This is a genomic window from Thalassotalea agariperforans (assembly GCF_053470345.1).
In genome coordinates this window covers 39,241-64,761 of the sequence record NZ_JBQMWH010000018.1, presented here as the reverse complement: position 1 = coordinate 64,761, position 25,521 = coordinate 39,241, and the positions used below count along the sequence as shown (strand labels likewise).

Annotated in this window: 21 protein-coding genes; 18 read left to right on the top strand and 3 right to left on the bottom strand. The window is 37.5% G+C overall.

The genetic code is table 11. The features are described from left to right. Positions 1 to 134: 134 nt before the first annotated feature. Positions 135 to 2,036: a polysaccharide biosynthesis protein gene (locus ACSLUO_RS16415; RefSeq protein WP_448250179.1), complete on the bottom strand. Its 1,902-nt coding sequence runs from the start codon at positions 2,034 to 2,036 to the stop codon at positions 135 to 137. 301 nt (positions 2,037 to 2,337) lie between these two features. Between ACSLUO_RS16415 and ACSLUO_RS16410 the strand changes: the two genes are divergently transcribed. The 11 genes from ACSLUO_RS16410 (at position 2,338) to ACSLUO_RS16360 (ending at position 14,768) form a co-directional block, all read left to right on the top strand. Beyond that, positions 2,338 to 3,669 (top strand): lipopolysaccharide biosynthesis protein, encoded by a 1,332-nt coding sequence (locus ACSLUO_RS16410; protein WP_448250177.1) that lies wholly within the window; start codon positions 2,338 to 2,340, stop codon positions 3,667 to 3,669. Beyond that, entirely contained in the window at positions 3,659 to 4,741 is a 1,083-nt protein-coding gene (locus tag ACSLUO_RS16405) for a polysaccharide pyruvyl transferase family protein (RefSeq protein WP_448250176.1), read from the top strand. The genes ACSLUO_RS16410 and ACSLUO_RS16405 overlap by 11 nt, the downstream gene beginning before the upstream one ends. Next, positions 4,734 to 5,666 carry a beta-1,6-N-acetylglucosaminyltransferase gene (locus tag ACSLUO_RS16400; protein WP_448250175.1) on the top strand — a complete coding sequence of 311 codons (933 nt, stop codon included), beginning with the start codon at positions 4,734 to 4,736 and terminating at the stop codon, positions 5,664 to 5,666. The genes ACSLUO_RS16405 and ACSLUO_RS16400 overlap by 8 nt, the downstream gene beginning before the upstream one ends. A gap of 7 nt (positions 5,667 to 5,673) precedes the next feature. Further along, positions 5,674 to 6,735 (top strand): glycosyltransferase family 4 protein, encoded by a 1,062-nt coding sequence (locus ACSLUO_RS16395; protein WP_448250173.1) that lies wholly within the window; start codon positions 5,674 to 5,676, stop codon positions 6,733 to 6,735. Positions 6,736 to 6,751: 16 nt separating this feature from the next. Further along, on the top strand, positions 6,752 to 7,834 hold the full coding sequence (locus ACSLUO_RS16390; RefSeq protein ID WP_448250172.1) for an EpsG family protein: 1,083 nt from the start codon (positions 6,752 to 6,754) through the stop codon (positions 7,832 to 7,834). 18 nt (positions 7,835 to 7,852) lie between these two features. Then, the gene (locus ACSLUO_RS16385; RefSeq protein WP_448250171.1) at positions 7,853 to 8,740 is read left to right on the top strand and encodes a glycosyltransferase family 2 protein; all 888 of its coding nucleotides are present in this window, start codon (positions 7,853 to 7,855) and stop codon (positions 8,738 to 8,740) included. After that, complete coding sequence (locus ACSLUO_RS16380; RefSeq protein ID WP_448250170.1) at positions 8,733 to 9,887, top strand: glycosyltransferase family 4 protein; 1,155 nt, start codon at positions 8,733 to 8,735, stop codon at positions 9,885 to 9,887. Before ACSLUO_RS16385 ends, ACSLUO_RS16380 begins: the two co-directional genes overlap by 8 nt. Next, complete coding sequence (locus ACSLUO_RS16375; protein WP_448250169.1) at positions 9,888 to 10,478, top strand: sugar transferase; 591 nt, start codon at positions 9,888 to 9,890, stop codon at positions 10,476 to 10,478. It begins immediately after the preceding gene. A 1-nt stretch (position 10,479) separates the two neighbouring features. Beyond that, positions 10,480 to 11,136, top strand: coding sequence for an acetyltransferase (locus tag ACSLUO_RS16370; RefSeq protein ID WP_448250168.1), 657 nt, complete (start codon positions 10,480 to 10,482; stop codon positions 11,134 to 11,136). Between the two features lie 63 nt (positions 11,137 to 11,199). Then, positions 11,200 to 12,372, top strand: a complete 1,173-nt coding sequence (locus ACSLUO_RS16365) for a DegT/DnrJ/EryC1/StrS family aminotransferase (protein ID WP_448250167.1) — start codon at positions 11,200 to 11,202, stop codon at positions 12,370 to 12,372. A gap of 254 nt (positions 12,373 to 12,626) precedes the next feature. Further along, a complete protein-coding gene (locus ACSLUO_RS16360; protein ID WP_448250166.1) occupies positions 12,627 to 14,768 on the top strand; it encodes a right-handed parallel beta-helix repeat-containing protein in 2,142 nt (713 codons plus the stop codon). Between the two features lie 67 nt (positions 14,769 to 14,835). Here the strand turns inward: ACSLUO_RS16360 and rho are convergent, their stop codons facing one another. Together rho and trxA are read right to left on the bottom strand one after the other, a co-directional pair. Continuing rightward, positions 14,836 to 16,095, bottom strand: coding sequence for a transcription termination factor Rho (rho, locus tag ACSLUO_RS16355; RefSeq protein ID WP_448250165.1), 1,260 nt, complete (start codon positions 16,093 to 16,095; stop codon positions 14,836 to 14,838). Positions 16,096 to 16,302: 207 nt separating this feature from the next. Further along, on the bottom strand, positions 16,303 to 16,629 hold the full coding sequence (gene trxA / locus ACSLUO_RS16350) for a thioredoxin TrxA (RefSeq protein WP_448250163.1): 327 nt from the start codon (positions 16,627 to 16,629) through the stop codon (positions 16,303 to 16,305). Positions 16,630 to 16,853: 224 nt separating this feature from the next. Here trxA and rhlB point away from each other — a divergent pair, with 224 nt between their 5' ends. The 7 genes from rhlB (at position 16,854) to ACSLUO_RS16315 (ending at position 25,451) form a co-directional block, all read left to right on the top strand. Further along, the gene (gene rhlB / locus ACSLUO_RS16345) at positions 16,854 to 18,110 is read left to right on the top strand and encodes an ATP-dependent RNA helicase RhlB (protein WP_448250160.1); all 1,257 of its coding nucleotides are present in this window, start codon (positions 16,854 to 16,856) and stop codon (positions 18,108 to 18,110) included. Between the two features lie 6 nt (positions 18,111 to 18,116). After that, entirely contained in the window at positions 18,117 to 19,601 is a 1,485-nt protein-coding gene (locus ACSLUO_RS16340; protein ID WP_448250159.1) for a Ppx/GppA phosphatase family protein, read from the top strand. 130 nt (positions 19,602 to 19,731) lie between these two features. Next, the gene (locus tag ACSLUO_RS16335) at positions 19,732 to 20,622 is read left to right on the top strand and encodes a mechanosensitive ion channel family protein (RefSeq protein ID WP_448250158.1); all 891 of its coding nucleotides are present in this window, start codon (positions 19,732 to 19,734) and stop codon (positions 20,620 to 20,622) included. Between the two features lie 125 nt (positions 20,623 to 20,747). Next, positions 20,748 to 21,260: a hypothetical protein gene (locus ACSLUO_RS16330; RefSeq protein WP_448250157.1), complete on the top strand. Its 513-nt coding sequence runs from the start codon at positions 20,748 to 20,750 to the stop codon at positions 21,258 to 21,260. 188 nt (positions 21,261 to 21,448) lie between these two features. Then, positions 21,449 to 22,174, top strand: coding sequence for an osmolarity response regulator transcription factor OmpR (gene ompR, locus ACSLUO_RS16325; RefSeq protein ID WP_448250155.1), 726 nt, complete (start codon positions 21,449 to 21,451; stop codon positions 22,172 to 22,174). 33 nt (positions 22,175 to 22,207) lie between these two features. After that, on the top strand, positions 22,208 to 23,524 hold the full coding sequence (gene envZ / locus ACSLUO_RS16320) for a two-component system sensor histidine kinase EnvZ (RefSeq protein WP_448250153.1): 1,317 nt from the start codon (positions 22,208 to 22,210) through the stop codon (positions 23,522 to 23,524). Between the two features lie 358 nt (positions 23,525 to 23,882). After that, complete coding sequence (locus tag ACSLUO_RS16315) at positions 23,883 to 25,451, top strand: MFS transporter (RefSeq protein WP_448250151.1); 1,569 nt, start codon at positions 23,883 to 23,885, stop codon at positions 25,449 to 25,451. The last annotated feature ends 70 nt before the right edge of the window (positions 25,452 to 25,521 follow it).

Genomic DNA, 25,521 nt, shown 5'->3' with positions numbered 1-25,521 from the left:
TTGGTTCAAACGTCGCTCTACCTTCCCCATCCATGGGGGCGTATTGCAATTAAATTTAACGCAGTAATAAGGAAAAACAGCTGCTAGAAAGCAAGTTGTTATCCCGAATTCAGGTTAACTATATTCTGCTTTATTTAACTCGCTTGTAAGGCGGTCATGGTAGCATCAACTGTTGATTCTTCGGCTGTTTTAGGGTGATAACCTAATGGTGCCGCCATTAACAATTGTTTAATTTTATCAATATCTTCATCGGTCATGGCGTCAACTAAATTACCAACAATGCGACTTACATCGATATAAGGAATAGAATGTTCATTAGCGGTAAGAATACGTTGATGGAAGGTCGCTTGTGCATGATCATCAATTAACAGCTCTTCGTAGAGCTTTTCCCCAGGACGCAAGCCTGAAAACGCGATTTCAATATCACCCATAGGGTTATTTTCATCTTTAATAGTTAAGCCCATTAAGTGAGTCATTTTATAAGCCAAATCAATAATTTTTACGGGCTTACCCATATCTAAGACAAAAACATCTCCACCTTGGCCCATGGCACCTGCTTGAATAACTAACTGAGCAGCTTCTGGAATGGTCATAAAATAGCGAATAATGTCTGGGTGGGTTACTGTTATTGGGCCACCTTTACGAATTTGTTTTTTAAATAATGGTACAACAGAGCCAGAGGAACCTAAAACATTGCCAAAACGTACCATAACAAAACGGGTATCATGTTTTTGCTGAGCTAAACCTTGTAAAACAAGTTCAGCTAAACGTTTAGTTGCGCCCATAACATTGGTTGGTCTAACGGCTTTATCGGTAGAAATTAAGACAAAGGTTTCAACGTCACATAATATGGCTGCTTGTGCTAATTCTGCCGTACCTAAGACATTGTTAGTAATACCGGCAATAACATTATTTTCTACCATAGGTACATGTTTATAGGCGGCGGCATGATAGATAGTTTCTACTTTATGGCACGTTAGCGTACGCGACATCAACAAACCATTTTGTACATTACCAATTAAAGGCACTAGCTCGATAGGCAATTGTTGTTCAGCAATAATCTCAGAAAGCTCTTGGTTTATTTCATATAAAAAAGCTTCACAAACATCTAATAAAACGAGTTTTTTGGGTGCTTGCTTAATGATTTGGCGACAGAGTTCTTTGCCAATCGAGCCTCCGGCACCAGAAACAAAAACAATTTTATCGCGAATATTCGCCGTCATTAAGTCAGGCATAGGGCTAACTGGTTCTCGCCCTAATAATTCATCAACAGAAACTTCACGTAATTCATCAATAGTGCGTTTACCAGAGACAATATCGGCAATATTGGGGACGGCCAATAGCTCTAAAGCGTAAGGTTCGAACATATTAACAATTTCTTTCATCCGCAACGGATTAACATCGGTAACGGCAATTAAAATTTTCACCTGACCATATTTATTGATCAGTTTTTGAATGTTTTTAGGCGAATGAATTTTTAACCCTAAAACACTTCGGCCTTGTAGTTTTTGCTTTTCGTCAATAAATGCAAGTGGCTGATAAATTTTACCGGTTAATAAGGTACTGACGAGTTGTCGGCCAGTTGAACTTGCTCCATAAATAATAACCCCTTCACGTTGTTGTAAAAGCTTACTTTCGGTGACTAAGCAAAACAGTGAGCGTGTGCCTGTGATCACTATGCTACTAAAAAGTAAAAACATTAGTGGTACGGAATCGGGTATGAAAGCGTCAAAAATAACGGCAGTTAAATAACAGCTGGTTGCCGTAAACGTTAATATGGCAATAATTTTTAAAGCACTTTTAGCGCTAAAATAACGCATCACTGAATGATAAATATCAAAAGTATAAAAAAGCGTTAAAGTTAGGGTAGCAGTAGTGAAAAACACCAAAAGTTCAGGTACCGCAAGCTGAATATCTTCAATACCAACACGAATTAAATAAGCACCAAAAAAGGTAATTGTCAGTGCAACAATATCAAAACTTAAGGCGATAAGTAATTTTAGAGAGCTAGGAATTAGATCAATAGGTCTAACCATAATTAAGAAATCCGATGTTATTATTATTATGAATTTTTATATGTTGTTAATTAACATATTTAAATTTATTGTGCCTATCAAGGTCATTAAAGTCACCTTATAGTTACAATTTTTTAACATCCTTATTTCTTTCTTGTTACATCCTTGCTTATTTTTTGTTAAATATGATATTTTATTTCGCCCGTTTGTACAAATGCAGATAAAAATTATTTATTGTGATACGGGAATAGCCTACAGGATGTTGAGCGAATATATTCGAATAAAGCCTTAGGCAATAATAAAAAAAAGAATAATAAAAATCATGTTTAAAACTATCCTACAATCTGTTGGTGTTTCGCTTTCGAGTGTCGGCTTTGGTTTTTTATTAAGTATTTTACTTGCTCGTTTTTTAGGCCCCGAAGCCCGTGGCATCTACGGTTCTATTTTAACTATCACAATATTAATTGCGGGTTTATCTCAACTTGGCTTAGCTCAAGGCTATGTTTATCATCGCCGTAAATCGGGTTTAAATGGCTTATCTGTTCTAATAAAATCGTGCTGTTTACTCGCCTTCACCGCTATGGTTTTGTTATTAATTACTCAACAATTTTTTTTGCTTGAGGTGTTAACACCATACTTGCTATTGATTGTGCTATTAAGTTTGATTAGTAGTTTTCATAGTTTTTTTCAAAACAGCGCACAAATAGATCAACAATTACATTATTACAATATTTTAAAAATAACCTTACCGCTGTTAAATATTCTCACCGTGGTTGCTTTTTATCTGGTTTTTGGTGAATTAACCATTTTTGCCGCGGTTTCTATTTTAATACTAACCACTTTAGTGAGTGCGCTGGTTTTAGGCAGGCATGTTATTTATCGTGAATTTAACGAACACAAGGTAAATACTTCGTTAAATAATAGTTGTGAAAAGCCCGCTTTATCATTCAGCCGCATTTGGGGTTATAGCAGTAAAATTTACGGGACAGCAACGATAGGCATTTTTATTAATAGCATTGATAAAATTGTTTTGCTGGGTCTTGGCACCATGAAAGAGTTTGGTTTGTATAGTGTTGCTTATGGTTTATCTCGCCTGATAGGGATTATTCCTGAAACGTTATCAACGGTTATTTATGCACGCTTTGCGGGTAAAAATGAAACTGAATTAGCTCAGGTGGTTAAGCGTATTTTTGCCGTTTTATTTATGCCATTAATGAGTTTGTGTTTATTGTTATCACTTATCGCCACTTGGTTGATTGCTTGGTTATTTGGTGATGACTATCAAGCGGCGGGATTACCTTTTATTATTTTATTATTCGAAGCGGTGATCTCGAGTTTAGGTTGGTTATTGTCGCAACGTTTTAATGCTGCTGGTCGGCCAGGTTTAGTGTTTTTCAGGCAAGTTATTTCTATTATCCCGCTGTTGTTTATTATTGTTTATCCCTTTGAAGCAGATTTATTAGTCGTGGTGAGTAGTGCTTTGTTAATTTCGGCCTTGCTGCGTTTATTGATAACGTTAGTGTTATATAAAAAAGTATTAAAAGAGTCTGCGCCACGCTTGTATCCAAGTAAGGCTGAAGTGTGCGATTTATTAAATCTCATTTTATTGAAAAAAACTCCCTTGAATAAAGCTAAGGAAAATAATGTCAGTTAAGCAACTTGTGCCATTAAAAATTAAACAAGTGTTAAAAAGTTATATTACAAAAACCAATATTAATGGTGATTTGTTAACTAATAAAAATAAAATTTTCATTGGTTTAGCTGCAGATTATGGCAACTTAGGTGATGTTGCGATTAGTTATGCGCAATATTGTTTTTTAAAAAAGCATTTTCCGGATTATGAGATTATTGATGTGCCGATCAGTCAAACATTGGCAAACATTCGCGCGGTAAAAAAAGTGATCAAGCAAGGTGACATTATTACTACGGTTGGTGGTGGTAATTTAACCAATCAATACCAAGATATCGAAAATTTTCGTTTAGCTTGGTTAAAAGCTTTCCCCAATAATCGTTTTATTTCTTTTCCTCAAACTATTGATTTTAGTGATGACCAGCAGGGGCAGAAAGCATTAACAAATTCTTTTCAGCATTATAATCACCATCAACACTTTGTTATGTTTGCTCGTGAAGCGATATCCCAACAACGCATGAATGAGGTGTTAACAAAACCGGCATTATATTGTCCGGATATCGTCTTAACTTTAGATCAAAGTCAGCCGGTAGTTGAGCGCGCAGGTATTGTTTGTTGTATTCGTAATGATGGTGAATCGAATTTATCTACGATTGATAGAAACCAGCTGATTAACGCTATTGCCGAACAACATGGTGATGATGTAACTTTTACTGATACCCATATTGAAGCAAGCCAATTATCTTGGCAGCAGCGCCAAGCGGAGTTAGAGAAAATTTGGGCGCAATTTCGAGGTGCTAAAGTGATTGTTACCGATCGCTTGCATGGCATGATATTTTCGGTGATCACAAAAACGCCTTGTGTGGTTCTGACAAATAGCAATCATAAAGTGCTGCAAACTTATCAAGATTGGTTATCACAGCTAAAACATGTGTGTTTGATTGAAAGTTATTCGCTTGAGCAAGTTCTAACTGGCATTGAAGCGTTGGCAAGTTTTTCATCTGACAGCATTCAACTACCGGCGTTGGCTGAACATTATCAGGTATTAATTGAGGCGATTAGTCAGCCAATCACTAAGGTGACTCAAAGTGCGTAAAAAAATTGCCTTTTTATGTTTAGCACATAACAACTTTGCTTACTTAGCCAAAGTATCACAATACTATTGCTCGCAAGATGATGGCTTTTTTGTTCATATTGATAAGTCGGTTAATCTTGAAGCGGTTAGTGAGCTCAGCGAGTTTTCTACTAACAGCGTTATTCTTAACGATGATGAACGTGTGCGCACGGCTTGGGGTAGTTTTAATATTGTTTTGGCTACTATGGCACTTATCAATAAAGCGTTAGCAAGTGATAATTATGATCGTTTTGTGTTAGTGAGTGGTGCCGATTTACCTTTATTAACCAAAGAGCAGTTAAAAACACGGTTAGCGCAAAATTTAAATTATTTTGGTGTATGGGAAACGGTTTGTACTGAACAACCGAGCCCATTTAGCCATGAATTTTTTACTCGGCATTATTATGATCATAAGTTAACAAATCCGGGGTTGGCATACGGTACTGGTAGCCGAGTACATATTTATCGGATGTTATTGCTAAATCGCTTGTTGGCTTATTTACCTTTATCAAAAAAACGTTTTACTTATCCAAGTTATGCTAAAGGTTCACAGTGGTGGTGTATTACCCGTGAGATGGCACAATATTTCTGTGATGTATTTTCACAGCAGCACTTAATTGAGCAATTTACCTTGATGCATGCACCTGATGAAAAAATATTTCACACCTTAGCGAATCACTCTCCTTATCAATCGACTTTGAACATTGATCATGGCCAGTGTTCGTTAAAACAAGGTTTACACTATATTGATTGGGGCTACCAAAATGAACGTATTGCCTTGCAAACTTTCGATATCGTTAATGCTGATAAAGCTAAGCAGTTAGGTTGTGCCTTTGCGCGTAAATTACCGAACGGGGTATCGCCAGAGCTCAGTACTCATCTTGATAACTTGCTGTCTGAGGTTTGATTAAGAGATGAAGTTACTTTTTTTACTGCCTATTTTTAAAAATACGGGGCCAGCGAATGTGGTTGCCGCTGTACTTAAACAATTATTAAAGCGCAAAGCTAACGACGATATTAATTGCGCTTTGTTTTTGGTTTCGTTTTATCCTGCCCAAGATAATTATCAAACTAAGTTTACTCGCGACCAAGTTACCTTCATTGAGCTTGATGGTTTTAATATAAAAAGCCTTTATCGTTTATGGAGTTTGATCCGTAAAGAAAAAATAGACGTTGTTCATAGCCATTGTTTATTGCCAGATATTGCCAATGCGTTTATCTCGTTATTTACTTCGGCTAAAACGGTGAGCAGCGTACATTGTAATATTAACGACAACTATAAAAATGAATACCGCTTTCCAAAAGGGCCTTTGTATTATTGGTTACATCGCTTGTCGCTATTGTCTATTAAGCAAGTTGTAAGCGTGTCTAGTTCTGCACAATTAAATCATCATACCCCAATTATTTACAATGGCATTGGAAAGCGCACTTTAGCGCCTGAGCCGTCATCAAGTTTAAATTTAGTGTTTGCTGGCCGGTTAATTACCAGTAAAAACATTAGTTTTTTATTACAAAGTTTTGACTACTTACTTGCGCAAACAGAAGCAAAAAATGGGGCTATTAAATTACATATTTTTGGTGATGGTGAACTGTATTCAAGCATCAAAGCATTAAATCATGCGCATATTATTTTACATGGTTTTGTTGATGATTTTTTAGCTGACTTACCCGATAACAGCATAGTGGTTAATCCGTCGTTATTTGAAGGTATGCCCATGGCTGTGGTAGAAGCGTTGTCTAGTAATACTCCTGTGGTGCTGTCGACGATTTCAGCGCATCAAGAAATTGCTAAGCATATTCAACATGGTGTGAAGTTATATAACAATACCGAAGTTGGGTTTACGCAAGCAGTAAAAAGTTTGATAGATGAAAACAATAAGGTTTGTTTTGATAAAACATTAATGGCCGAACAGTTTGAAAAGGAATTTTCAGATACTGTCATGGTTGAACGATACTTTAAGGTTTATCGGTCATGACACAAGTAGATGAAACATGCTGCCTTATTTAATTGCCATTGCCTTATCGGTTAGTATTTATTTTATAAGTTATCGTTATAAGATGACTCATAACGCTATGCTGTTCACCCAAGGCCTAGCGGCTATTCCTTTGATTGTGATCACCGGCTTTAAATATATTAAAGTAGGTACTGATACTGGCAGTTACGTTTTTTATTTTAATAAAATACATAGCTTTGCCGATGTGTTAGCTATTACCCAAAGCCATGGTGAATTTGGCTATTGGTTTTTAACTTACCTTGGCCGCCTACTCACCGATAGTTATTTTATTATTTTTTTATTATCCAGCTTAATAATCACTCCCTGTTATTTATATGCTTTAAAACGTTTTAATTTAAGAACTTTATCCTTTATTTGTTTATTACTTATTGGTCCTTACTTTTTCCAGCTTAATGGCATGCGCCAAGCGATTGCCATTGCCATTTTTTCTATTTCTGTCTTGTTTATTATTGATAAAAAGCCGATTGCGTTTTTAGCGTCTATTTTTATTGGCTTTTTGTTTCATAAGTCGATGATTATTTGTTTGCCTTTATACTTCTTGTTTAAGGATGATATTAAGCCGCGTAAAGTGGCGCTAATTTTATTTGTTTTTGTTGTGTTGTTATTGTCGTTTGAAAAGTTTGTCAGCATTGCCGCGAGTGTTGACGAACGTTACGCCACCTATGCAGATAAAAAAGATACCGTTGGTGGCGCGGTCGTTTCAACCGTCAATATTCTATTATTATTTTGGTTTGTATTATGCCGATTTTGGCATAAAAGCGTATTAGCTAGCCGACCGTTTGATATTTTATTAACGCTTTATTTGCTTGGTGTGATGGTTAGTGCGTTGTCGATTATTTTACAAATTGACCCGTCAGGCTTTTTACGAATGAGTATTTATTTTATTCAACTGAATGTGTTTTTGATCCCGATGACTATTTTTAGCTTTAAAGACTCCGGTACACGCTATTTTTTAATGATGGCGGCCATTGTTGTGATGTTTATGTATTTTTATTTAACTACGTCAGCGTTTAGTAATTTAGTGCCTTATCGCTTTTATGGTCATGGCTCACTGACATGATGTTAATTGGACAATAATATGAAAGTGAGTATTGGAATTCCGTTTTATAACCCCGGTGAAGTTTTTCGTGAAAGCATTCAATCGGTACTTAATCAAAGCTTTGATGATTTTGAATTGATCTTATTAGATGATGGTTCGAAAGATAACTCATTAACTATTGCGTTAAGTTTTACCGATCCAAGAGTGCGGGTAGTAAGCGATGGTAAAAATTTAGGTTTACCGGCAAGACTTAATCAATTAATTGATTTATCGAGAGGTGAATATATTGCTCGTATGGATGCTGATGATTTAATTCATTTTGATAAATTGGCTCAGCAAGTGGCGATGTTAGAAGCTGATAACAGCATTAACCTTGTCTCTACGGGAATTTGCTCGATAACAAATGATAACCAAGTGGTTGGCTACCGAGTGCCAAGTATTGCTAAAAATAGCAATTGCTCGATCAGCGATACTATATTTGGCCGAGTTAATATTGCTCATGCCACTATTTTAGCGAGAAAATCTTGGTACCAACGTAATCGTTACAACCCTGATGCCAAATTAATGGAAGACTATCAATTATGGCTTGATGCCAGTATCAAAGGGGATTTAGCGGTCGGTTATTTGCAAGCGCCAGTGTATTTTTATCGAGAAGAAAGTAGTGTCTCTTCACAAAAAGCAATTTTGGCTTATAAGAATCAATTTAATTTAATTTACCAGCACTATTTTTCATATTTAACTTGGCGTGAAAAAATTCAATTTACCGGCTTAACAATAATTAAAATAGCAGTTGTTAGTGGATTAAATATCGTTAAAAACGTGAAAAAGTTACAGAACTTACGTAATAAACAAACCAAACAAGACCCAATAATGATCAAACAATTACAACAAGAACTCGATAAATTAAGGTCGTTTTTTAATGAGTAAAATAGCTTTTGTAGTGGCTTCACCTGAAACCATTAGCTCCTTTTTATTAGCCTATTTACATGGCTTAGCAGAGCAACATCAAGTGCATGTAATTTGTCCTTTAAATTATAATGAACAAGGGGAGTTACAAACAATTCGTGGTTTAAACCATAATATCACTGTCCATAATGTCACAATTCATCGTGACCCTAAAATATTTGCAGATATTAAATCGCTGTTTAGTTTACACCGTTTGTTTAAAGAGCAAGCTTTTGATGTCGTGCATTCTTATACACCCAAAGCAGGTTTGCTGAGCCAAATTAGCGCCTATTTTGCCGGTATTAAATATCGTTTTCATACCTTTACTGGCCAAGTGTGGGCAACCAAAACTGGTTTAGCGCGTTTTTTCTTAAAAAGTTTAGATAAAATCACAGCCTCGCTTGCGACTTATTGTTTAGTGGATAGCCCATCACAGCAGCGCTTTTTAATTGCTGAAAAGCTGTTAACTAAAAATAATAGTCGAGTGTTATTAAAAGGCTCGGTTTCAGGGGTTAACTTACAACGTTTTAGTTTTTCTGCCCAGACACGATCTAAGTTAAGAGCGGAGCATGGTTTTAGCGATAATGATTTCATTTTTATGTTTGTTGGCCGTTTAAAAGTCGACAAAGGTGTGCCGGAACTGATCGCAGCTTTTAATCAATTAACTGCTGAATCGCATCACTTGTTAACCGCTAAATTAGTGATCATTGGTAGTGATGAAGAAAACCTAGCTCCTTTGTTAACAGGCAATGAGCATATTCACTATTTAGGCTTTAAAGCCAATGTTCACGAGTATTATTCATTTGCTGATATTTTATCTTTACCTTCACATCGTGAAGGCTTTGGTAATGTTATTATTGAGGCTGCTGCTTGTCAGTTACCCGCTATTGCTTCAAATATTTATGGTTTATCTGATGCGGTACAAGATGGTTATTCGGGCTATTTGCATCAAGTACGCGAACAAGCGGATATTTATCGTTTAATGAGTCAAGTACTTAATAATCCCGAAGTAATTAAACAAATGCGACAAGATGCCCGCGTACGTGTTGAACAAACCTTTGATGAAGTATTATTAGTGGCGGCATTTTTAGCTTTCTATCAAGAATTTGTTATTGAGGTAAATCAATAAATGTTAAAACGATTATTTGATATTTTTGTATCGGCTTCAGCTTTGTTAGTGTTATCACCCATCATGTTGATTTTATTTATTTTGGTCAATATAAAGCTCGGCTCCCCGTGTTTGTTTCGTCAACAGCGCCCTGGTTTAAATGGCAAAATATTTGAAATGTTAAAGTTTCGCTCAATGCGTGATGCTATTGATGAACAAGGGGAACCTTTACCTGACAATGAACGTTTAACGCCGTTTGGTTTGAAACTTCGTAGTACCAGCTTAGATGAATTACCTGGGTTATGGAGCGTGCTTAAAGGTGATATGAGCTTGGTTGGGCCTCGGCCATTATTGGTTGAATATTTACCGCTTTATAATCAGCGCCAAGCTAAACGCCATGATGTTAAGCCCGGTATTACGGGCTGGGCACAAATTAACGGCCGCAACAGCTTATCATGGGAAGAGAAATTTGAACTGGATGTTTGGTATGTGGAAAACCGCAGCTTTTGGCTAGATATTAAGATACTATGTTTAACGGTAAAAAAAGTACTGGTTAAAGCCGATATTAGTGCGGAAGGTGAAGTAACAATGACTAAATTTACAGGCTCATAAGATGACAAAAGCATTACCTAAAAACGGCAATAAACGTTTGTTAATTATTGGTGCTGGCGGTCATGGTCGAGTAGTGGCCGATTGCGCCGAGCAGTTAAAGCAATATGATGATATTGCTTTTTTAGATGACTGTTTTGATGAGCAAGATGAAGCGTCACAAGTTAGCAGTCATTGGTCAATTATTGGTAAAGTTGAATTTTGGCAGCATTATTTAGCAGGAACCGATTTTATTGTTGCTTTTGGTAACAATGAATTAAGGCTAAATACCCATCATAGTTTAGTTGCCGGTGGCGCTAACGTTATTTGTTTAATTCATCCGCAAGCGGTTGTTAGTCAATATGCGAGCATTGGTTTAGGCTCAGTTGTGTTAGCAGGTGCAGTGATAAATGTTGATAGCATTATCGGTGAAGCTTGTATTATCAATACCTCCGCAAGTGTTGATCATGACTGCCAGGTCGCCAATGGCAGCCATATTTCACCCAATGTCAGCCTAGCTGGTGGTGTCACTGTTGGCGAATTATCATGGTTAGGTATTGGTAGTATTGTTATTCAATATTTGCATATTGCCGCGAACTGCCAAGTGGGCGCTGGTGGTGTCGTAATAAAAAGCCTTGAACAAGCTGGCGTTTATGTTGGTAATCCGGTTCGAAAACTTTAGCAATAGCCAAAAGCTTAAATAAATATAATCATCTACTTGTAACTAATTAAAAGAATAAACTGAATGCTTAATACTCCATTTTCCCCGTGGCCTAGTTTTTCTCAGCAAGAAATCGCTGCTGTTAGCGCCGTTTTACAATCAAATAAAGTGAATTATTGGACAGGTACTGAAGGGCGTGAATTTGAAAAAGAATTTGCCGCATTCAGCGATTGCCAATATGCCGTGGCAGTTGCTAATGGCACATTAGCGTTAGACTTAGCTTTTGCCAGCTTAGATTTACCCAAAGGTGGTGAGGTTATTGTTACTTCACGTACTTTTATTGCTTCCGCTAGCTCTATTGTTACAGCGGGTTTAACGCCAGTGTTTGCGGATATTAATCCAGATAGCCAAAATATTGATGCTGATACCATTCGAGCGGTAATGACGGATAAAACGGTTGCGATTGTCTGTGTCCATTTAGCCGGTTGGCCTTGTGATATGGCACCTATTATGGCGCTGGCCAGTGAGCACGATTTGTTGGTTATTGAAGATTGTGCCCAAGCACATGGTGCTAAATATCAAGGAAAGTCTGTTGGCAGCATTGGTCATATTGGTGCTTGGTCATTTTGCCAAGATAAAATTATGACCACAGGTGGCGAAGGGGGCATGTTAACAACCAATGATGAAACTATTTGGCGTAAAGCGTGGGCGTTTAAAGATCATGGTAAATCGTATGAAGCGGTGTATGAACGAGAGCATGGCAACAGCTATCGTTGGTTACATGAGTCGTTTGGTACCAATTGGCGCTTAACTGAAATGCAATCAACTATTGGTCGTTATCAATTAACACAAATGACAGCGTGGCAAAAGCAGCGCCAAGCCAATGCCTTAAATATATTTGAAGCTTGCCAAGGGTTTGACTTTATTCGGGTTCCTAAAATACCCGATAACATTCAGCATGCCTTCTATAAATGTTATGTTTTTGTTGAGCCTGACAAGTTACCAACAGGTATAACTCGAGATAGCATAATAGAAAAAATCACCGAGCAAGGTGTGCCATGTTTTAGTGGTAGTTGTTCAGAAGTTTATAAAGAAAAAGCATTTGATAATACCGGTTATCGACCTAAACATGCGCTAGCTAATGCTAAGGTATTAGGCGACACCAGCTTAATGTTTTTGGTTCATCCAACGTTAACCCGCGAAGAAATGGATAAAACGGTTGAAGTGATCAAAAGCACCTTCAATTTATTACGTTAGTTTATAAGCTCATATGTATGTTAAGTGATGGCTTTATTAAGGGTAGGCATAGTGTTGATCTGCCCTTATTTATTGGTTGAACTAATCTAATACCAATCCGTATAAACCCCCCTTTTATTTCAAAGTGCCTCTTAAATTCATTCCATAGACAACTATTTCTATCAAAGGAATGTTAACAATTGCCAATATCTTCTTGTTGATGTATTGTTTAAATATAAAAAAACAAATTCACAATTGAAGTTTTTAGGGGTTGTATGTACCAATTTATCAGCTATAAATATCGACGCTATATACCGATATTATCCGCGATCATCCTTACTAGTATGGTTATTTTTCCTAGCCTATCATTTGCAAAGACGATATATGTTGCGACTGACGGTAATGATAACAATGACGGTTCCAGTAACGCTCCCTACGCGAGTTTTAACAAAGTTAATGATGTAATTACCGCCGGTGATACGGTAATAATAAAAGAAGGCACTTATCGACAAACCTTACGTATTAATGAAAGTGGTACAGAGCAAAGCCCAATTATCATTAAGGCTGAAGAAGGAGAAGAGGTCAAAATTGTCGGCACAGAAGTAGTTACTGGCTGGTCGAATTATCAAGGCGATATCTACCAAGCAAGTGTTGATATGGCAATAGATGAGGAGTTTCGGCAGGTTTATTTAAATACCGAAGCTGAGGTTCAATTATTGCAACTTGCTCGTTGGCCAAATGATACCGACAATAATATTTTTACTATTGATGCGGTTGAAATTAATAGTAAAGGTACAACATCAAGCTTTTCTTCTTCCGGCATTCCAAATACCGATTTAACTGGCGGTTATGTTTGGTATTTAGGTGCGCATTCAGGCACAAGCTGGACCAGAAAAATTACCAGCTCAAGCACAACCAATATTTCGTTTGAAGCAATTAATGACCAAAAGTGGCCGTTTAATCCACATGCTCCAACGATTCTACGTCATAACAACTATGGTCGCTATTTTGTTTTTGGCAAATTGAGTTTACTCGATCAAGCCAATGAATGGTTTTATGATGCACAGCAAAAATTACTTTATTTACAAACAGCTGATGGCGAAATGCCAGCAGATACGGCTATTGAAATTGCCACTCGCAAAGAAGCTATCGATTTAGTGGGTGATTACATTACGGTTGATAATATTCATGTGTTTGGCGGTAATGTTCGAATTGAAGGCGATTATAACACCTTAAAAAATAGTAATGTGCAACATGGCCTGCAACGACTTGATGAACTTGATAATACTAATGCTCAAGTGGGTGACGGCTCGGTAGAGGTAATTGGTACTAATAGTAAGATTATAGGCAATACCATTGAGCATGGCTCACTGAATGGCATTTATGTGCATGGTTGGGGTGGCCGAGGCTTAAATACCCGCATTGAAGAAAATACTATCCGTTATTTTGATACCTTAGGCATTCATGCAAGTCCTATTCGTGTTACGGCAGATAACGCCATTATTTTAAAGAATACTTTAGCTTATACCGGCAGAGATGGCGTGTTTTTACCCAGTAAAAATAGTGAGTTTGCTTACAACGATGTTTCTTATGCTGGCTTAATTAATAATGATGGTGGTGTTTTTTATGTTGTTGGTAATGAAGAAGATAAAAACACGCACATTCATCATAACTGGTTCCATGATTCTGTCGGGCCAGCGTATGCTGATGGACGAACAGCCGGTATTTACTTAGACAATAACAGTAAAGGCTATCAGGTTGATCACAACGTGGTTTGGAATGTCACTTGGTCTGGCGTACAGTTAAATTGGGCTAATTGGAATAATAATATTTATCACAATAGCTTTATCAATGTCGGTCAGGCCATGGGGGAATGGATTAATGGTTATGAGCGCAAGAATAATCGGGTTTGGAATAATTACAGTAGTATTGGTGACTGGCTTGTTGATCCGGCTTATGACTTAGATAGTAATTTAATTGAACCTAGTGTTAATGAATTAGTTGATACTGAAAACTTAAACTTTATGCCAAAAAATAATTCAATGTTAATAGATAGCGGCCGAATTATTACAGACTTTGCCAAACCTTATGCGGGTCCTATGGTGGATATTGGCGCTTATGAATTAGGCGGCATTCATTGGACTGCAGGTGTGAACGCAATCTTAGATAATTGTGTTGAATGCCAAAGTGATCCAAGTAGTGCGCCTGTTGTTACTCCTGAACCGGAGCCGACTCCGGAGCCTGAGCCAGAACCAACACCTGAACCTACACCGGAACCAACACCTGAACCTACACCTGAGCCAGAACCTACGCCAGATCCTGACCAAGAAGTAAGTACATCATCTTCAGGAGGTGGAGCAGGCTCAATACTTTCTTTATTATTTCTGTTGTTAATGGTTAAGCGTCGTTTAGGATAATTAATTGATATTTATGATAATAAAAAGCCAGCTTGAAGCTGGCTTTTTTTGGTAAATGCAATTGGCGTTATTGACGCTTCATTGAATCAAAAAATTCATCATTAGTTTTGGTCATGGCTAATCTATCGATCATAAACTCCATGGCATCTGTCTCGCTCATTTCATGAACAATTTTACGTAGTATCCACATTTTTTGTAACTCGTCTGGTTTAGTAACCAATTCTTCACGACGAGTACCACTGCGATTAATATGAATAGCAGGGAAAACACGTTTTTCCGCAATTTTACGGCTTAAGTGCAATTCCATGTTACCGGTACCTTTAAACTCTTCATAGATAACTTCATCCATTTTAGAGCCAGTATCAACAAGTGCAGTTGCAATAATTGTTAAGCTACCACCCTCTTCAATGTTTCGAGCTGCACCAAAAAAGCGTTTTGGACGATGTAGGGCATTAGCATCCACACCACCGGTTAGGATTTTACCTGATGAAGGAATAACCGTGTTGTAAGCACGTGCTAAACGGGTTATTGAGTCTAATAAAATAACCACGTCTTTTTTGTGCTCAGTTAAACGTTTAGCTTTTTCAATAACCATTTCAGCTACTTGTACGTGACGGCTAGCAGGTTCATCAAATGTTGAAGCAACAACTTCACCTTTAACTAGGCGTTGCATCTCAGTAACTTCTTCTGGACGTTCATCAATAAGTAATACCATTAATTCACATTCAGGGTGGTTGTGGGCAATACTTTGAGCGATGTTTTGTAATAATAAGGTTTTACCGGCTTTTGGTGGGGCAACAATCAAACCACGTTGACCTTTACCAATAGGAGCGGCTAAATCAAGAACACGAGCAGTAATATCTTCTGTTGAACCATTACCACGTTCCATGGTTAAGCGTTCGTTTGGATGTATAGGAGTTAAGTTTTCAAATAAGATTTTATTGCGAGAGTTTTCTGGTCGGTCAAAGTTAACTTCATTAACTTTTAATAAGGCAAAATAGCGTTCGCCGTCTTTCGGTGGGCGTATTTTCCCGTGAACCGTATCACCCGTACGTAGGCTAAAACGTCTTATTTGGCTCGGTGATACATAAATATCATCAGGGCCAGCTAAGTACGATGAATCTGCCGAGCGAAGAAAGCCAAAACCGTCTTGAAGAATTTCCAAGGCGCCACCGCCAAAAATATCTTCACCACTTTTAGCGTGAGCTTTTAAAATAGCGAAAATGACGTCTTGTTTACGGTGTCTAGCAAGGTGCTCTAATTTCATAGACTCGGCTAGCGCGATTAATTCGTTAATTGATTTTTCTTTAAGTTCGGTAAGATTCATAGTTGAGTATTCTTATTCATTGAATAGGTTTTGCTCGGCGTAATGCCAAAAATTTTGAATAGGGTGTTGTTTATCAGAAAAGTATTCTTCGTTGAATGCTAAAGTTAGCACTAAAAGTTTAAATGGTAAAGGGAGTCGTTAATTTTTAACCATTTATTTAATAAAATGTCATAAAAAAGCCTACGTAATTGTAGGCTTTAGTATTTATTATAAGTTGTTATCTAAAAATTCTTTTAATTGAGTTTTTGATAACGCACCTACTTTAGTGTCAGCAATGCTGCCATCTTTAAATAATAATAAGGTTGGAATACCACGGATACCATATTTAGGTGGTGTCAGTGTGTTTTGGTCAATATTTAATTTACCAACAGTCACTTTACCTTCGTATTCTTCAGCAATATCATTTAGTAATGGAGCTATCATTTTACAAGGTCCACACCATTCAGCCCAGAAATCAACTAATACAGGGCCTGATGCATTAATTACATCTGTATCGAAACTATCATCTGTTAACTGAACTATTTTATCGCTCATTTCTTTCTCCGTTGTACTAAATGTACTTATATAAGTACTAATTTTTTAAGGCACTATTGCCAATTGATTTGGATTATAACCGCATCGTAATAAAGATTCTATCGTCGCTATATAACTCTTTTTTTATTTAAAAATCTAAAGTTATTAAAGATAAAGGGAACTTATCCTATAGCGGATCAGAGATATTGTTTTTTATTGCCGCTTTATGGTGTTAAGCTAGCGCCATGAAAAAAACACATTTAACTGATACTAAATTCGCCGAGCTTGGTTTAGCTCCACAAGTTGTTACCGGGCTTCATGCCATGGGATTTCACAACTGCACTTCTATTCAGGAAAAATCATTACCTATTTTATTAGCAGGTAAAGATATTGCTGGACAAGCGCAAACAGGCGAAGGAAAAACAATTGCTTTTTTAGCAGCAACATTTCACCACTTATTAAAACAACCTGCACCTGAACATAATCAGCCTAGGGCTTTGATTATGGCGCCAACGCGAGAGCTTGCTATTCAAATTCATCGTGATGCGCTTGAAATGGCAAAATCTACCGGTTTACGGCTTGGTATTGTTTATGGGGGCGAAGGTTATGAAAGTCAACGTTTAGAACTTGAAGCTGGCGTAGATATTTTAATAGGAACCTGTGGCCGCTTAATTGATTACTTAAAACAAGGCATATATAAGCTTGATCATATTGAAGCGATAGTGCTTGATGAAGCCGATCGCATGTTCGATTTAGGCTTTATAAAAGACATTCGGTATATGTTCAGAAAAATGCCAGCGCCAACTGAGCGTTTAAGCATGCTATTTTCTGCGACTTTATCTTTTAGAGTAAAAGAATTAGCTTTTGAGCACATGAATGAGCCCGAAAGTGTGGAAGTTGCGCCAGAGCAAAAAACAAATTTACGTATTTCCGAAGAACTGTTTTATCCATCAAACGAAGATAAAATGGCGTTATTGCAAACCTTAATTGAAGAAGAATGGCCAGACAAGGCGATTATATTTGCTAATACCAAACATAGTTGTGAAAACGTCCATGCTCATCTTGAAGCTGATGGCATTCGAGTAGGCTTGTTAACGGGTGATGTTATCCAGAAAAAGCGTTTAAAAATTCTTGAGCAATTTACTAGCGGGCAATTAGATATCTTAGTGGCAACTGATGTTGCGGCACGTGGTTTACATATTCCAAGCGTAACCCATGTTTTTAACTATGATTTACCTGATGATTGTGAAGATTATGTTCATCGTATTGGTCGTACTGGCCGAGCAGGTGAAACCGGTCATGCCATTAGCTTTGCTTGTGAAGACTCGGTATTTAATTTACCTGCCATTGAAGCATATATTGAACATAGCTTACCGGTCAGTAAATATGATCGAGATTCATTATTAACAGATTTACCCAAACCTAAACCGCGTCCACGTCGTCATAAACCGCATAATGGTGGGCAAAACCGTGGTCGTTCAGGTGGTCACCGTAGGAATTAATTGTTTATGGCTTCATCTCCTTTATATGCGGTTATCGATTTAGGATCGAATAGTTTTCATATGCTGGTTACCCGTTTGCTTGCTGAAAGTGTGCAAACGGTAGATAAAGTTAAACGTAAGGTTAGGCTAGCTTCCGGTTTAAATAGCGAAAACGTCTTAAGCGAAGAAGCCATGTTGCGTGGTTTAGAGTGTTTAAGTTTTTTTGCTGAACGACTACAAGATATTCCCGAACAAAACATTAAAGTGGTCGCCACGGCCACTTTACGTATTGCCAAAAATGCCGATGAATTCTTAGCGCGCGCAGAAAAAATTCTTAATCGTAAAATTAATTTATTATCGGGTATCCAAGAAGCCGAAACTATTTATTTAGGCGTTGCCCACACCAGTAATTGTGAAGGTAAACGGTTAGTTTTAGACATTGGTGGCGCCAGTACTGAATTAATTGTTGGTGAAGAGTTTAGCGCAAAAAAAGTACAGAGCCTAAATTTAGGTTGTGTTACTTTCAACAATGCGTATTTTGCTGATGGCTTATTGAATTTGCATAATTTTCAGCAAGCCATTAATGCCGCGAAAACCATGTTAGCACCGGAAGTACCAAGTTACCGAGCGATCGGCTGGGAGTCGGTTTTGGGAGGCTCAGGTACTATGCAGGCATTATCTGAAGTATTAATGGCAAGACAAAAACCGGCCATTATTACTTTAGCTTTTTTACATGATTTCCAAGCTGAGTTAATCGCTTGCCAAAGTGTTAAAACCATTAATATTCATGGTTTGCAAGCTGAACGACAACCGGTTATCGCAAGTGGTTTAGCAATATTGATTGCGCTATTTGAATCGTTAGAGATCAAACAATTGCAGCTTTCAAGCGGCGCATTGCGTGAAGGTTTGTTATATGAAATGTTGCCGGACATGAAAAATCAAATGATCCGCCAACGTACCATTCATTCATTAGCTGAACGCTTTCATATCGATCAACAGCAAAGTTTACGCATTGCGGTGCAAATGGATTTATTGTTTGATTTACTCAGTGCCGAATGGCAATTAGAACGAGATAATAGCTACCAGTTATTAATGACCGCGTGTGCTTTGCATGAAGTGGGCTTGTTATTAGCTTATAAATACCACCAACAGCACGGCGCTTATATTTTAAGACATGCTGAATTACCTGGCTTTGATCAAGCTGATCGCCAATTAGTGGTGGCATTAGTTAAAAGTTATAAAGCGGATATTGACGTAAAATTACTGAAAGAACAAGCTGCTGTTAGTTTTGTAAAAGCACAGCAATTATTGATGATTTTACGTTTATCGGTAATTTTATCTCGCAGACGTCACGACGACGTTTTACCACCATTTTCCGTTTCTGTTTTTGAACAAACTTTAACGTTAGAAATCCCCGCGCTGTGGCTCGATAGCCATCCATTAATTAAAGATGAGTTGTTACAAGAAAACTTATATTTGGCTGAGCTTGGTATCAAAGTTCAACTGCAATAGTTTATCTCACTGTTAAGGTTATAATTTCTTCGATTTTTCATTAAAAATTCTTGTTAGTTTTAAGATAAATTCATTAAACTGTTTGTGGTTTAACACATTTTTATGAATTCATAACTTAAGGATAAACATTATGGCACCAGAAGAAAGTTCAGCTGTTGGCGAATCAGTTGAAGCCGCTAGTCAAATAGTGAGCGACAAAGTAGAAACGGCAGAGCATTATTTACAGTTATTAGCTGACAACAGTGTTCAGTTTGCCACCAGTTTATTGCTGGCGATTGTTGTTTGGATTGTTGGCCAATGGCTGATCAAACGTATTATTCGTGTTGCTGAAGTGGCAATGGATAAGCGTAAAGTAGAAATAACCTTACACAATTTTTTAGTTAATATTATTAGCTTTGTTTTAAAAGGCATTTTGATCATCATATTTGCATCGATGATTGGGGTTCAAACAGCTTCTTTAATTGCTATGTTAGGTGCCGCAGGTTTAGCGATTGGTTTAGCTTTACAAGGTAGCTTAGCTAACTTTGCTGGCGGTGTGTTAATTCTATTATTTAAACCGTTTAAGTCTGGCGATGTCATTGAAGCGCAAGGGTTTGTTGGCCGTGTATTAGAAATTCAAATTTTTAATACTATCGTGTTAACCTTAGATAACCAACGCGTTATTATGCCAAATGCGATATTATCAAATGGTTGTGTAAAAAATATTTTTGCCGAAGAAACTCGCCGTGTCGATTTAACCTTTGGGGTTAGTTATGGCGATGATTTAATTCGAGTAAAAGAGATTTTACGTAATATTGTTGCAGCTGATGAGCGTATTTTAAAAGATCCTGAAACGGATATTTTTATTGCTGAGCATGCAGCCAGTTCAATTAATATTTTAGTGCGTCCTTGGGTGAAATCTGAAGATTATTGGCCGGTTTATTTTGGCTTAACAGAAAAAGTGAAATTAGCCTTTGATCAAGAAGGGATCACAATTCCTTTCCCACAACGCGATGTTCATATTATTCAGCAAGCGGATTAATTAACTTTGAGTTATTAATGAGTATTAGCTGTAAAAAGGTCGATTATTCGGCCTTTTTTATTATCATAACCTGAGCTTATACGGAGTGGTATTAGGTTGTGACGACAAGATTGAGTGGTGTTTTTATGATGACAATTAAAGATAAGCTGCGCACTGTTGTAGCAAGCGCAGTTAAACAATTAATGGCGTGTCTATTATTAATCAGTTTGTTTTTGCCTGCCTATGGCTCCCAGCAAATGGCTGATGAACATAAACGCTGGCTAAAAGAAAAGTTTGCCGATCAACATCAACAATTAATACCGATAGTGGCTGTTGCTGATATTTTTTATGGTTGTGATCAAGCTCGTCATCAAGGGCGTGTTGGTATGCCGATTAAAAGCCTTATTATAGGGATGGATAAAAATGAATTAGCTGAAAAGTTAATTACCTGTTTAGCCGGGCAAAGTATTCAATCTGATCAGGCGATTAATTTTGGTTTGATCGGCTGCTTTACCGAACAATTTGCTTATTTACCGAAAGCTGAGCAACAAGAAAAACTCGCCCAAGTAACTGCGGCATTTACGACACTCAGTTATCAAGAACGACAAAAAAGTTTTACCCAGTGCACGACATTACAAGCCATTGATTATTTAAAATAAGAGAATAGCGGCGCTTGCCACGGTAAATGTTACAAAGTCCTTACAATTACATCTAAAAAATTGCGCTGTTATATCAATAAGTTCATACTTTGTAACAATTACCCGAAGATATTCACGGTTAATCTTTTTCAATCTGCATTTTTTTATCATATATTGAGATTATTCAAACGAGTGCAATGGTGAAAACAATGGGACAAGAAACTCAAAAAATATTAGTGGTTGATGATGATATGCGTTTGCGTGGATTACTTGAACGCTATTTGGTTGAGCAAGGCTTTGTTGTGCGAAGTGCGGCAAATTCTGAGCAGATGGATCGTTTGTTAGCACGTGAAAATTTTCACTTATTAGTGCTCGACTTAATGTTGCCAGGCGAAGATGGTTTATCGATTTGTAAGCGATTACGTAAGCAAAACAATGATATTCCGATTGTCATGCTAACCGCTAAAGGTGATGAAGTAGATCGTATTATCGGTTTAGAAATTGGTGCTGATGATTATATGCCTAAGCCGTTTAACCCACGTGAGCTATTAGCACGTATTAATGCAGTGTTAAGACGTCGAGTGCAAGAAGCACCGGGTGCACCTTCGTTAGAAGAAAATATAATTCAGTTTGGTGATTACCAACTCAACCTTGCTACCCGTGAGATGCGCAAGGGCGAAGAAAACATGCCTTTAACCAGCGGTGAATTTGCCGTGTTAAAAGCGTTAATTACTCATCCGAGAGAGCCACTTTCACGTGATAAGTTAATGAATCTAGCCCGTGGTCGAGATTATTCGGCACTTGAACGTAGTATTGACGTACAAGTTTCAAGGTTACGCCGCATGTTAGAAGAAGATCCAACCAAACCACGCTATTTACAAACCGTGTGGGGCTTAGGTTATGTTTTTGTTCCTGATGGTAAAGATGTTGCGTAATCAAATAACACCTACTCAGCAGTTGAGCGTTTAATGAAAATTGTGCCACGCAGTGCTTTCGGGCAAACGGTATTATTGATTGGCATGTTGTTAATGCTTAATCAAGTTGTCTCGTATGTTTCAATAGCGCTCTATATTATTCAGCCTTATTCGCAACAAATGAATGAGCTTTTGGCGAAGCAAATTCGCGTGGTATTTATTGATGTTGATGATTCCTCGATTAGTCCAGCGATGGCGGAAGCGTTTCATTTAGAAACAGGTATAGGTGTTTATCGCGAGCGTGACGCACTAAAAATTGGTTTAGCGGAAGCGTTATATTATCCCCATCGTTCAGAAGAAATGTCATTGTTATTAGATGGGCCTGCGGAAGTGCGTATTTCTCAAGGCGATCAATATCTTTTTTGGATCAGACCACCCCAAGCCCCCAGTTTGTGGGTGAAAATTCCGCTGTCAGGAGTTGAAGAAAGTAACTTATCGCCTCTAGTTTTAGTGTTGATGGTGATCGGAAGTTTAAGTGTTATTGGTGGTTGGCTGTTTGTTCGGCAGTTAAATAGGCCGTTAAAAGCACTGCAAATTGCGGCACAAGAAGTTGGCCGTGGTGAATTCCCTAAACCGTTACAAGAGCAAGGTACCAGTGAAATTGTGGCGGTAACTGAAGCATTTAACCGGATGTCAAAAGGCATTGAAGAGTTAGAAAATGATCGAAACTTATTAATGGCCGGTATTTCACATGATTTACGAACGCCATTAACCCGTATTCGATTAGCGTCTGAAATGATGTCTTGCCAAGATGAGTTTTTAAAAGAAGGTATCGAAAATGATATCGACGATATGAATGCCATTATTGACCAATTCATTGATTATATTCGACCGGATAAAAATGCCCCAGAAGCGCTAGATCTTAATATGTTGGTTGAAGAGGTTGTGCACGCGGAAAAAGTGCATGGCAGAGCGTTTACGTTTACCCCTGATACCAACTTACCTGTGATCATGGTGAAATACATTGCGATTAAACGTGTATTAGCTAATTTGATCCAAAATGCCTTACGCTATACCGATGGTGATATTAAAGTAAGTACTGGCCTAGCTGAGCAAGGTTACGTTTACATGGAAGTGCTTGATCAAGGTAGCGGCATTAGCGAAGCTGAAATTGACCGTTTGTTTCAACCCTTTACTCAAGGTGATACCGCACGTGGTACCGAAGGCTCAGGTCTGGGTTTAGCGATCATTAAACGGATAACAGACAGCCATGGTGGTAAAGTTATTTTGAAAAACCATCCTGATGGCGGCTTACAAGCACGAGTACTTTTACCTTTGAATAATGTTCCCCGGAACAAAATCTCAAGTTAATTTAATGCCGTAATAAAGAAAGCAACTGCTAGAAAGCAAGTTGTTACCCTGAGTTCAAGTTAAATAAAAATATCAGTCTTTCATGAAGTTAGTTATTAGCTTTGTGTTATTTTAGCTTTGATTTAATCATTGAATTAACCTTTATAAGGGCTGTTTTTTGCTTCCTATTCTTAACGCCTTATCGTTATTTCAGCACCTCTCGATAAAAAATAGTACTGGCTAATTGTCTAATTTAATCTTATATTGTCTACAATTAACAAATTAACGTAAGCAAAGGTGTTGTCATCTTGAACAACTTCATTGACAATAGACCATTGCGATTACGTACTTATTTATAATAATTTTAAGAGAAATTTGAATGTATCAATCAAGTCGAAATGCTCTGTTTTACGCTTTTATTGTTTCAATAGGCGGTTTTATTTTTGGTCTTGATATCATGCTGATATCAGGTACTTTCCAGTATACCTCTATTGAATTTGGTTTAACGGCACTAGAAAAAGGCAATATTGCTGCGGCACCTAATTACGGCGCACTCATTGCGTTATTAGTGGCCGGCTTTTTTTGTGAACGCCTAGGTCGTAAAAAAACGCTACAAATTATTGCCGCGTTATATGTTATTTCAGCTGTCGGCTCTGCTTTAGCGCCAAGTTATTTTTGGTTGTTTAGTGCGCGTTTAATTGGTGGCTTAGCCTTTACCTCGCTTAGTTTAGCGTCTATGTATATTGGTGAAATTGCGCCGGCGAATATTCGAGGTAAATTAGTTGGCTTAAATCAACTTAATATTGTGCTAGGGATTTTGGCGGCAACTATTTTAAATTACTATTTTGTTGATATTGCTAGCAGTGGTGCACAATGGGCAGCAGATATAGGCTTAAATCAACAAACGGTATGGCGCTGGATGTTAGGTATAGAAATATTACCGGCATTGATCTGGTTTGCTTTGTTATTTTTGATCCCTGAAAGCCCGCGTTGGTTAGTGTTAAACCATAAACAAGCGCAAGCACATAAAGTATTAGAGAAGTTAATTCCAAAAGATAAAATAGAACATGAGTATCAACAAATTGTTCATAGTTTAGAAAATACCGATCATTCTTTGTCGTACATGGAACAGTTAAAACTGCTTTTTGGTAAAGGTATTCGTGTCGCGTTAGTCATAGGTGTATTAATGGCTGCGATACAAGCGCTTTCTGGTATGAATGCTGTATTATCGTTTATGCCGATGATTTTTCAACAAGTTGGTGGTGGTGCCGATGCCTTTGTACAATCTATTTGGGTGAGTTTAATTGGCTGTTTCTTCACTGTCATTGGCTTAGTGTTAATTGATAAATTAGGTCGTCGGTTGATTTTATTAGGCGGTTTAATCGCATGTACTGTCAGTATGGCCTTAGTCACTTATGGCTTTTATGATGCTACTTATACAATTACTGCCGACGCGCTGAGTAAATTAGCCACTACTATTGATACTACAACGTTAAGCTCTATTGTTGGTATTCAATATGGTAGCGATATTGAATTTAAAGCTGCGGTTATTAACCTTATCGGTCAAAGTAACTTTACCTTAATTGAAACTGATTTATTATTTGCCGCAACAGATATTCAAGGCATGTTAGTGCTGATTGGTATTGTGGTATTTGTTTGTTCTTATAACTTCTCGTTAGGGCCGATTTTATGGATATTATTTTCTGAAATTTTCCCAACTAAGGTACGAGCTATTGCGATTACGTCAAGCGCCTTAGTGGCGACAATTTTTGGCGGTATTATTGTACCTACCTTCTTCCCATGGCAATTAGAAAACTTAGGGGCAACCTTAACCTTCTTAGTTTATGGTAGCTTCTGTTTAATTGGTTTTGTCATTATGGCCAAGCTTATTCCTGAAACCAAAGGGAAAACCATTGAAGAAATTGAAGAGATGTTAGTGAAAAAGTAACCAATCTGAAATTAAGAATAAAAACAAAAAAAGGCGTTAACTGTTGCAGTTAACGCCTTTTTTGATAAGT

Coding starts and splice junctions, on each gene's coding strand:
- ACSLUO_RS16415 (WP_448250179.1), bottom strand. CDS start 2,036: ATGGTTAGACCTATTGATCTAATTCCTAGCTCTCTAAAATTACTTATC.
- ACSLUO_RS16410 (WP_448250177.1), top strand. CDS start 2,338: ATGTTTAAAACTATCCTACAATCTGTTGGTGTTTCGCTTTCGAGTGTC.
- ACSLUO_RS16405 (WP_448250176.1), top strand. CDS start 3,659: ATGTCAGTTAAGCAACTTGTGCCATTAAAAATTAAACAAGTGTTAAAA.
- ACSLUO_RS16395 (WP_448250173.1), top strand. CDS start 5,674: ATGAAGTTACTTTTTTTACTGCCTATTTTTAAAAATACGGGGCCAGCG.
- ACSLUO_RS16390 (WP_448250172.1), top strand. CDS start 6,752: ATGCTGCCTTATTTAATTGCCATTGCCTTATCGGTTAGTATTTATTTT.
- ACSLUO_RS16385 (WP_448250171.1), top strand. CDS start 7,853: ATGAAAGTGAGTATTGGAATTCCGTTTTATAACCCCGGTGAAGTTTTT.
- ACSLUO_RS16380 (WP_448250170.1), top strand. CDS start 8,733: ATGAGTAAAATAGCTTTTGTAGTGGCTTCACCTGAAACCATTAGCTCC.
- ACSLUO_RS16375 (WP_448250169.1), top strand. CDS start 9,888: ATGTTAAAACGATTATTTGATATTTTTGTATCGGCTTCAGCTTTGTTA.
- ACSLUO_RS16370 (WP_448250168.1), top strand. CDS start 10,480: ATGACAAAAGCATTACCTAAAAACGGCAATAAACGTTTGTTAATTATT.
- ACSLUO_RS16365 (WP_448250167.1), top strand. CDS start 11,200: ATGCTTAATACTCCATTTTCCCCGTGGCCTAGTTTTTCTCAGCAAGAA.
- ACSLUO_RS16360 (WP_448250166.1), top strand. CDS start 12,627: ATGTACCAATTTATCAGCTATAAATATCGACGCTATATACCGATATTA.
- rho (WP_448250165.1), bottom strand. CDS start 16,095: ATGAATCTTACCGAACTTAAAGAAAAATCAATTAACGAATTAATCGCG.
- trxA (WP_448250163.1), bottom strand. CDS start 16,629: ATGAGCGATAAAATAGTTCAGTTAACAGATGATAGTTTCGATACAGAT.
- rhlB (WP_448250160.1), top strand. CDS start 16,854: ATGAAAAAAACACATTTAACTGATACTAAATTCGCCGAGCTTGGTTTA.
- ACSLUO_RS16340 (WP_448250159.1), top strand. CDS start 18,117: ATGGCTTCATCTCCTTTATATGCGGTTATCGATTTAGGATCGAATAGT.
- ACSLUO_RS16335 (WP_448250158.1), top strand. CDS start 19,732: ATGGCACCAGAAGAAAGTTCAGCTGTTGGCGAATCAGTTGAAGCCGCT.
- ACSLUO_RS16330 (WP_448250157.1), top strand. CDS start 20,748: ATGATGACAATTAAAGATAAGCTGCGCACTGTTGTAGCAAGCGCAGTT.
- ompR (WP_448250155.1), top strand. CDS start 21,449: ATGGGACAAGAAACTCAAAAAATATTAGTGGTTGATGATGATATGCGT.
- envZ (WP_448250153.1), top strand. CDS start 22,208: ATGAAAATTGTGCCACGCAGTGCTTTCGGGCAAACGGTATTATTGATT.
- ACSLUO_RS16315 (WP_448250151.1), top strand. CDS start 23,883: ATGTATCAATCAAGTCGAAATGCTCTGTTTTACGCTTTTATTGTTTCA.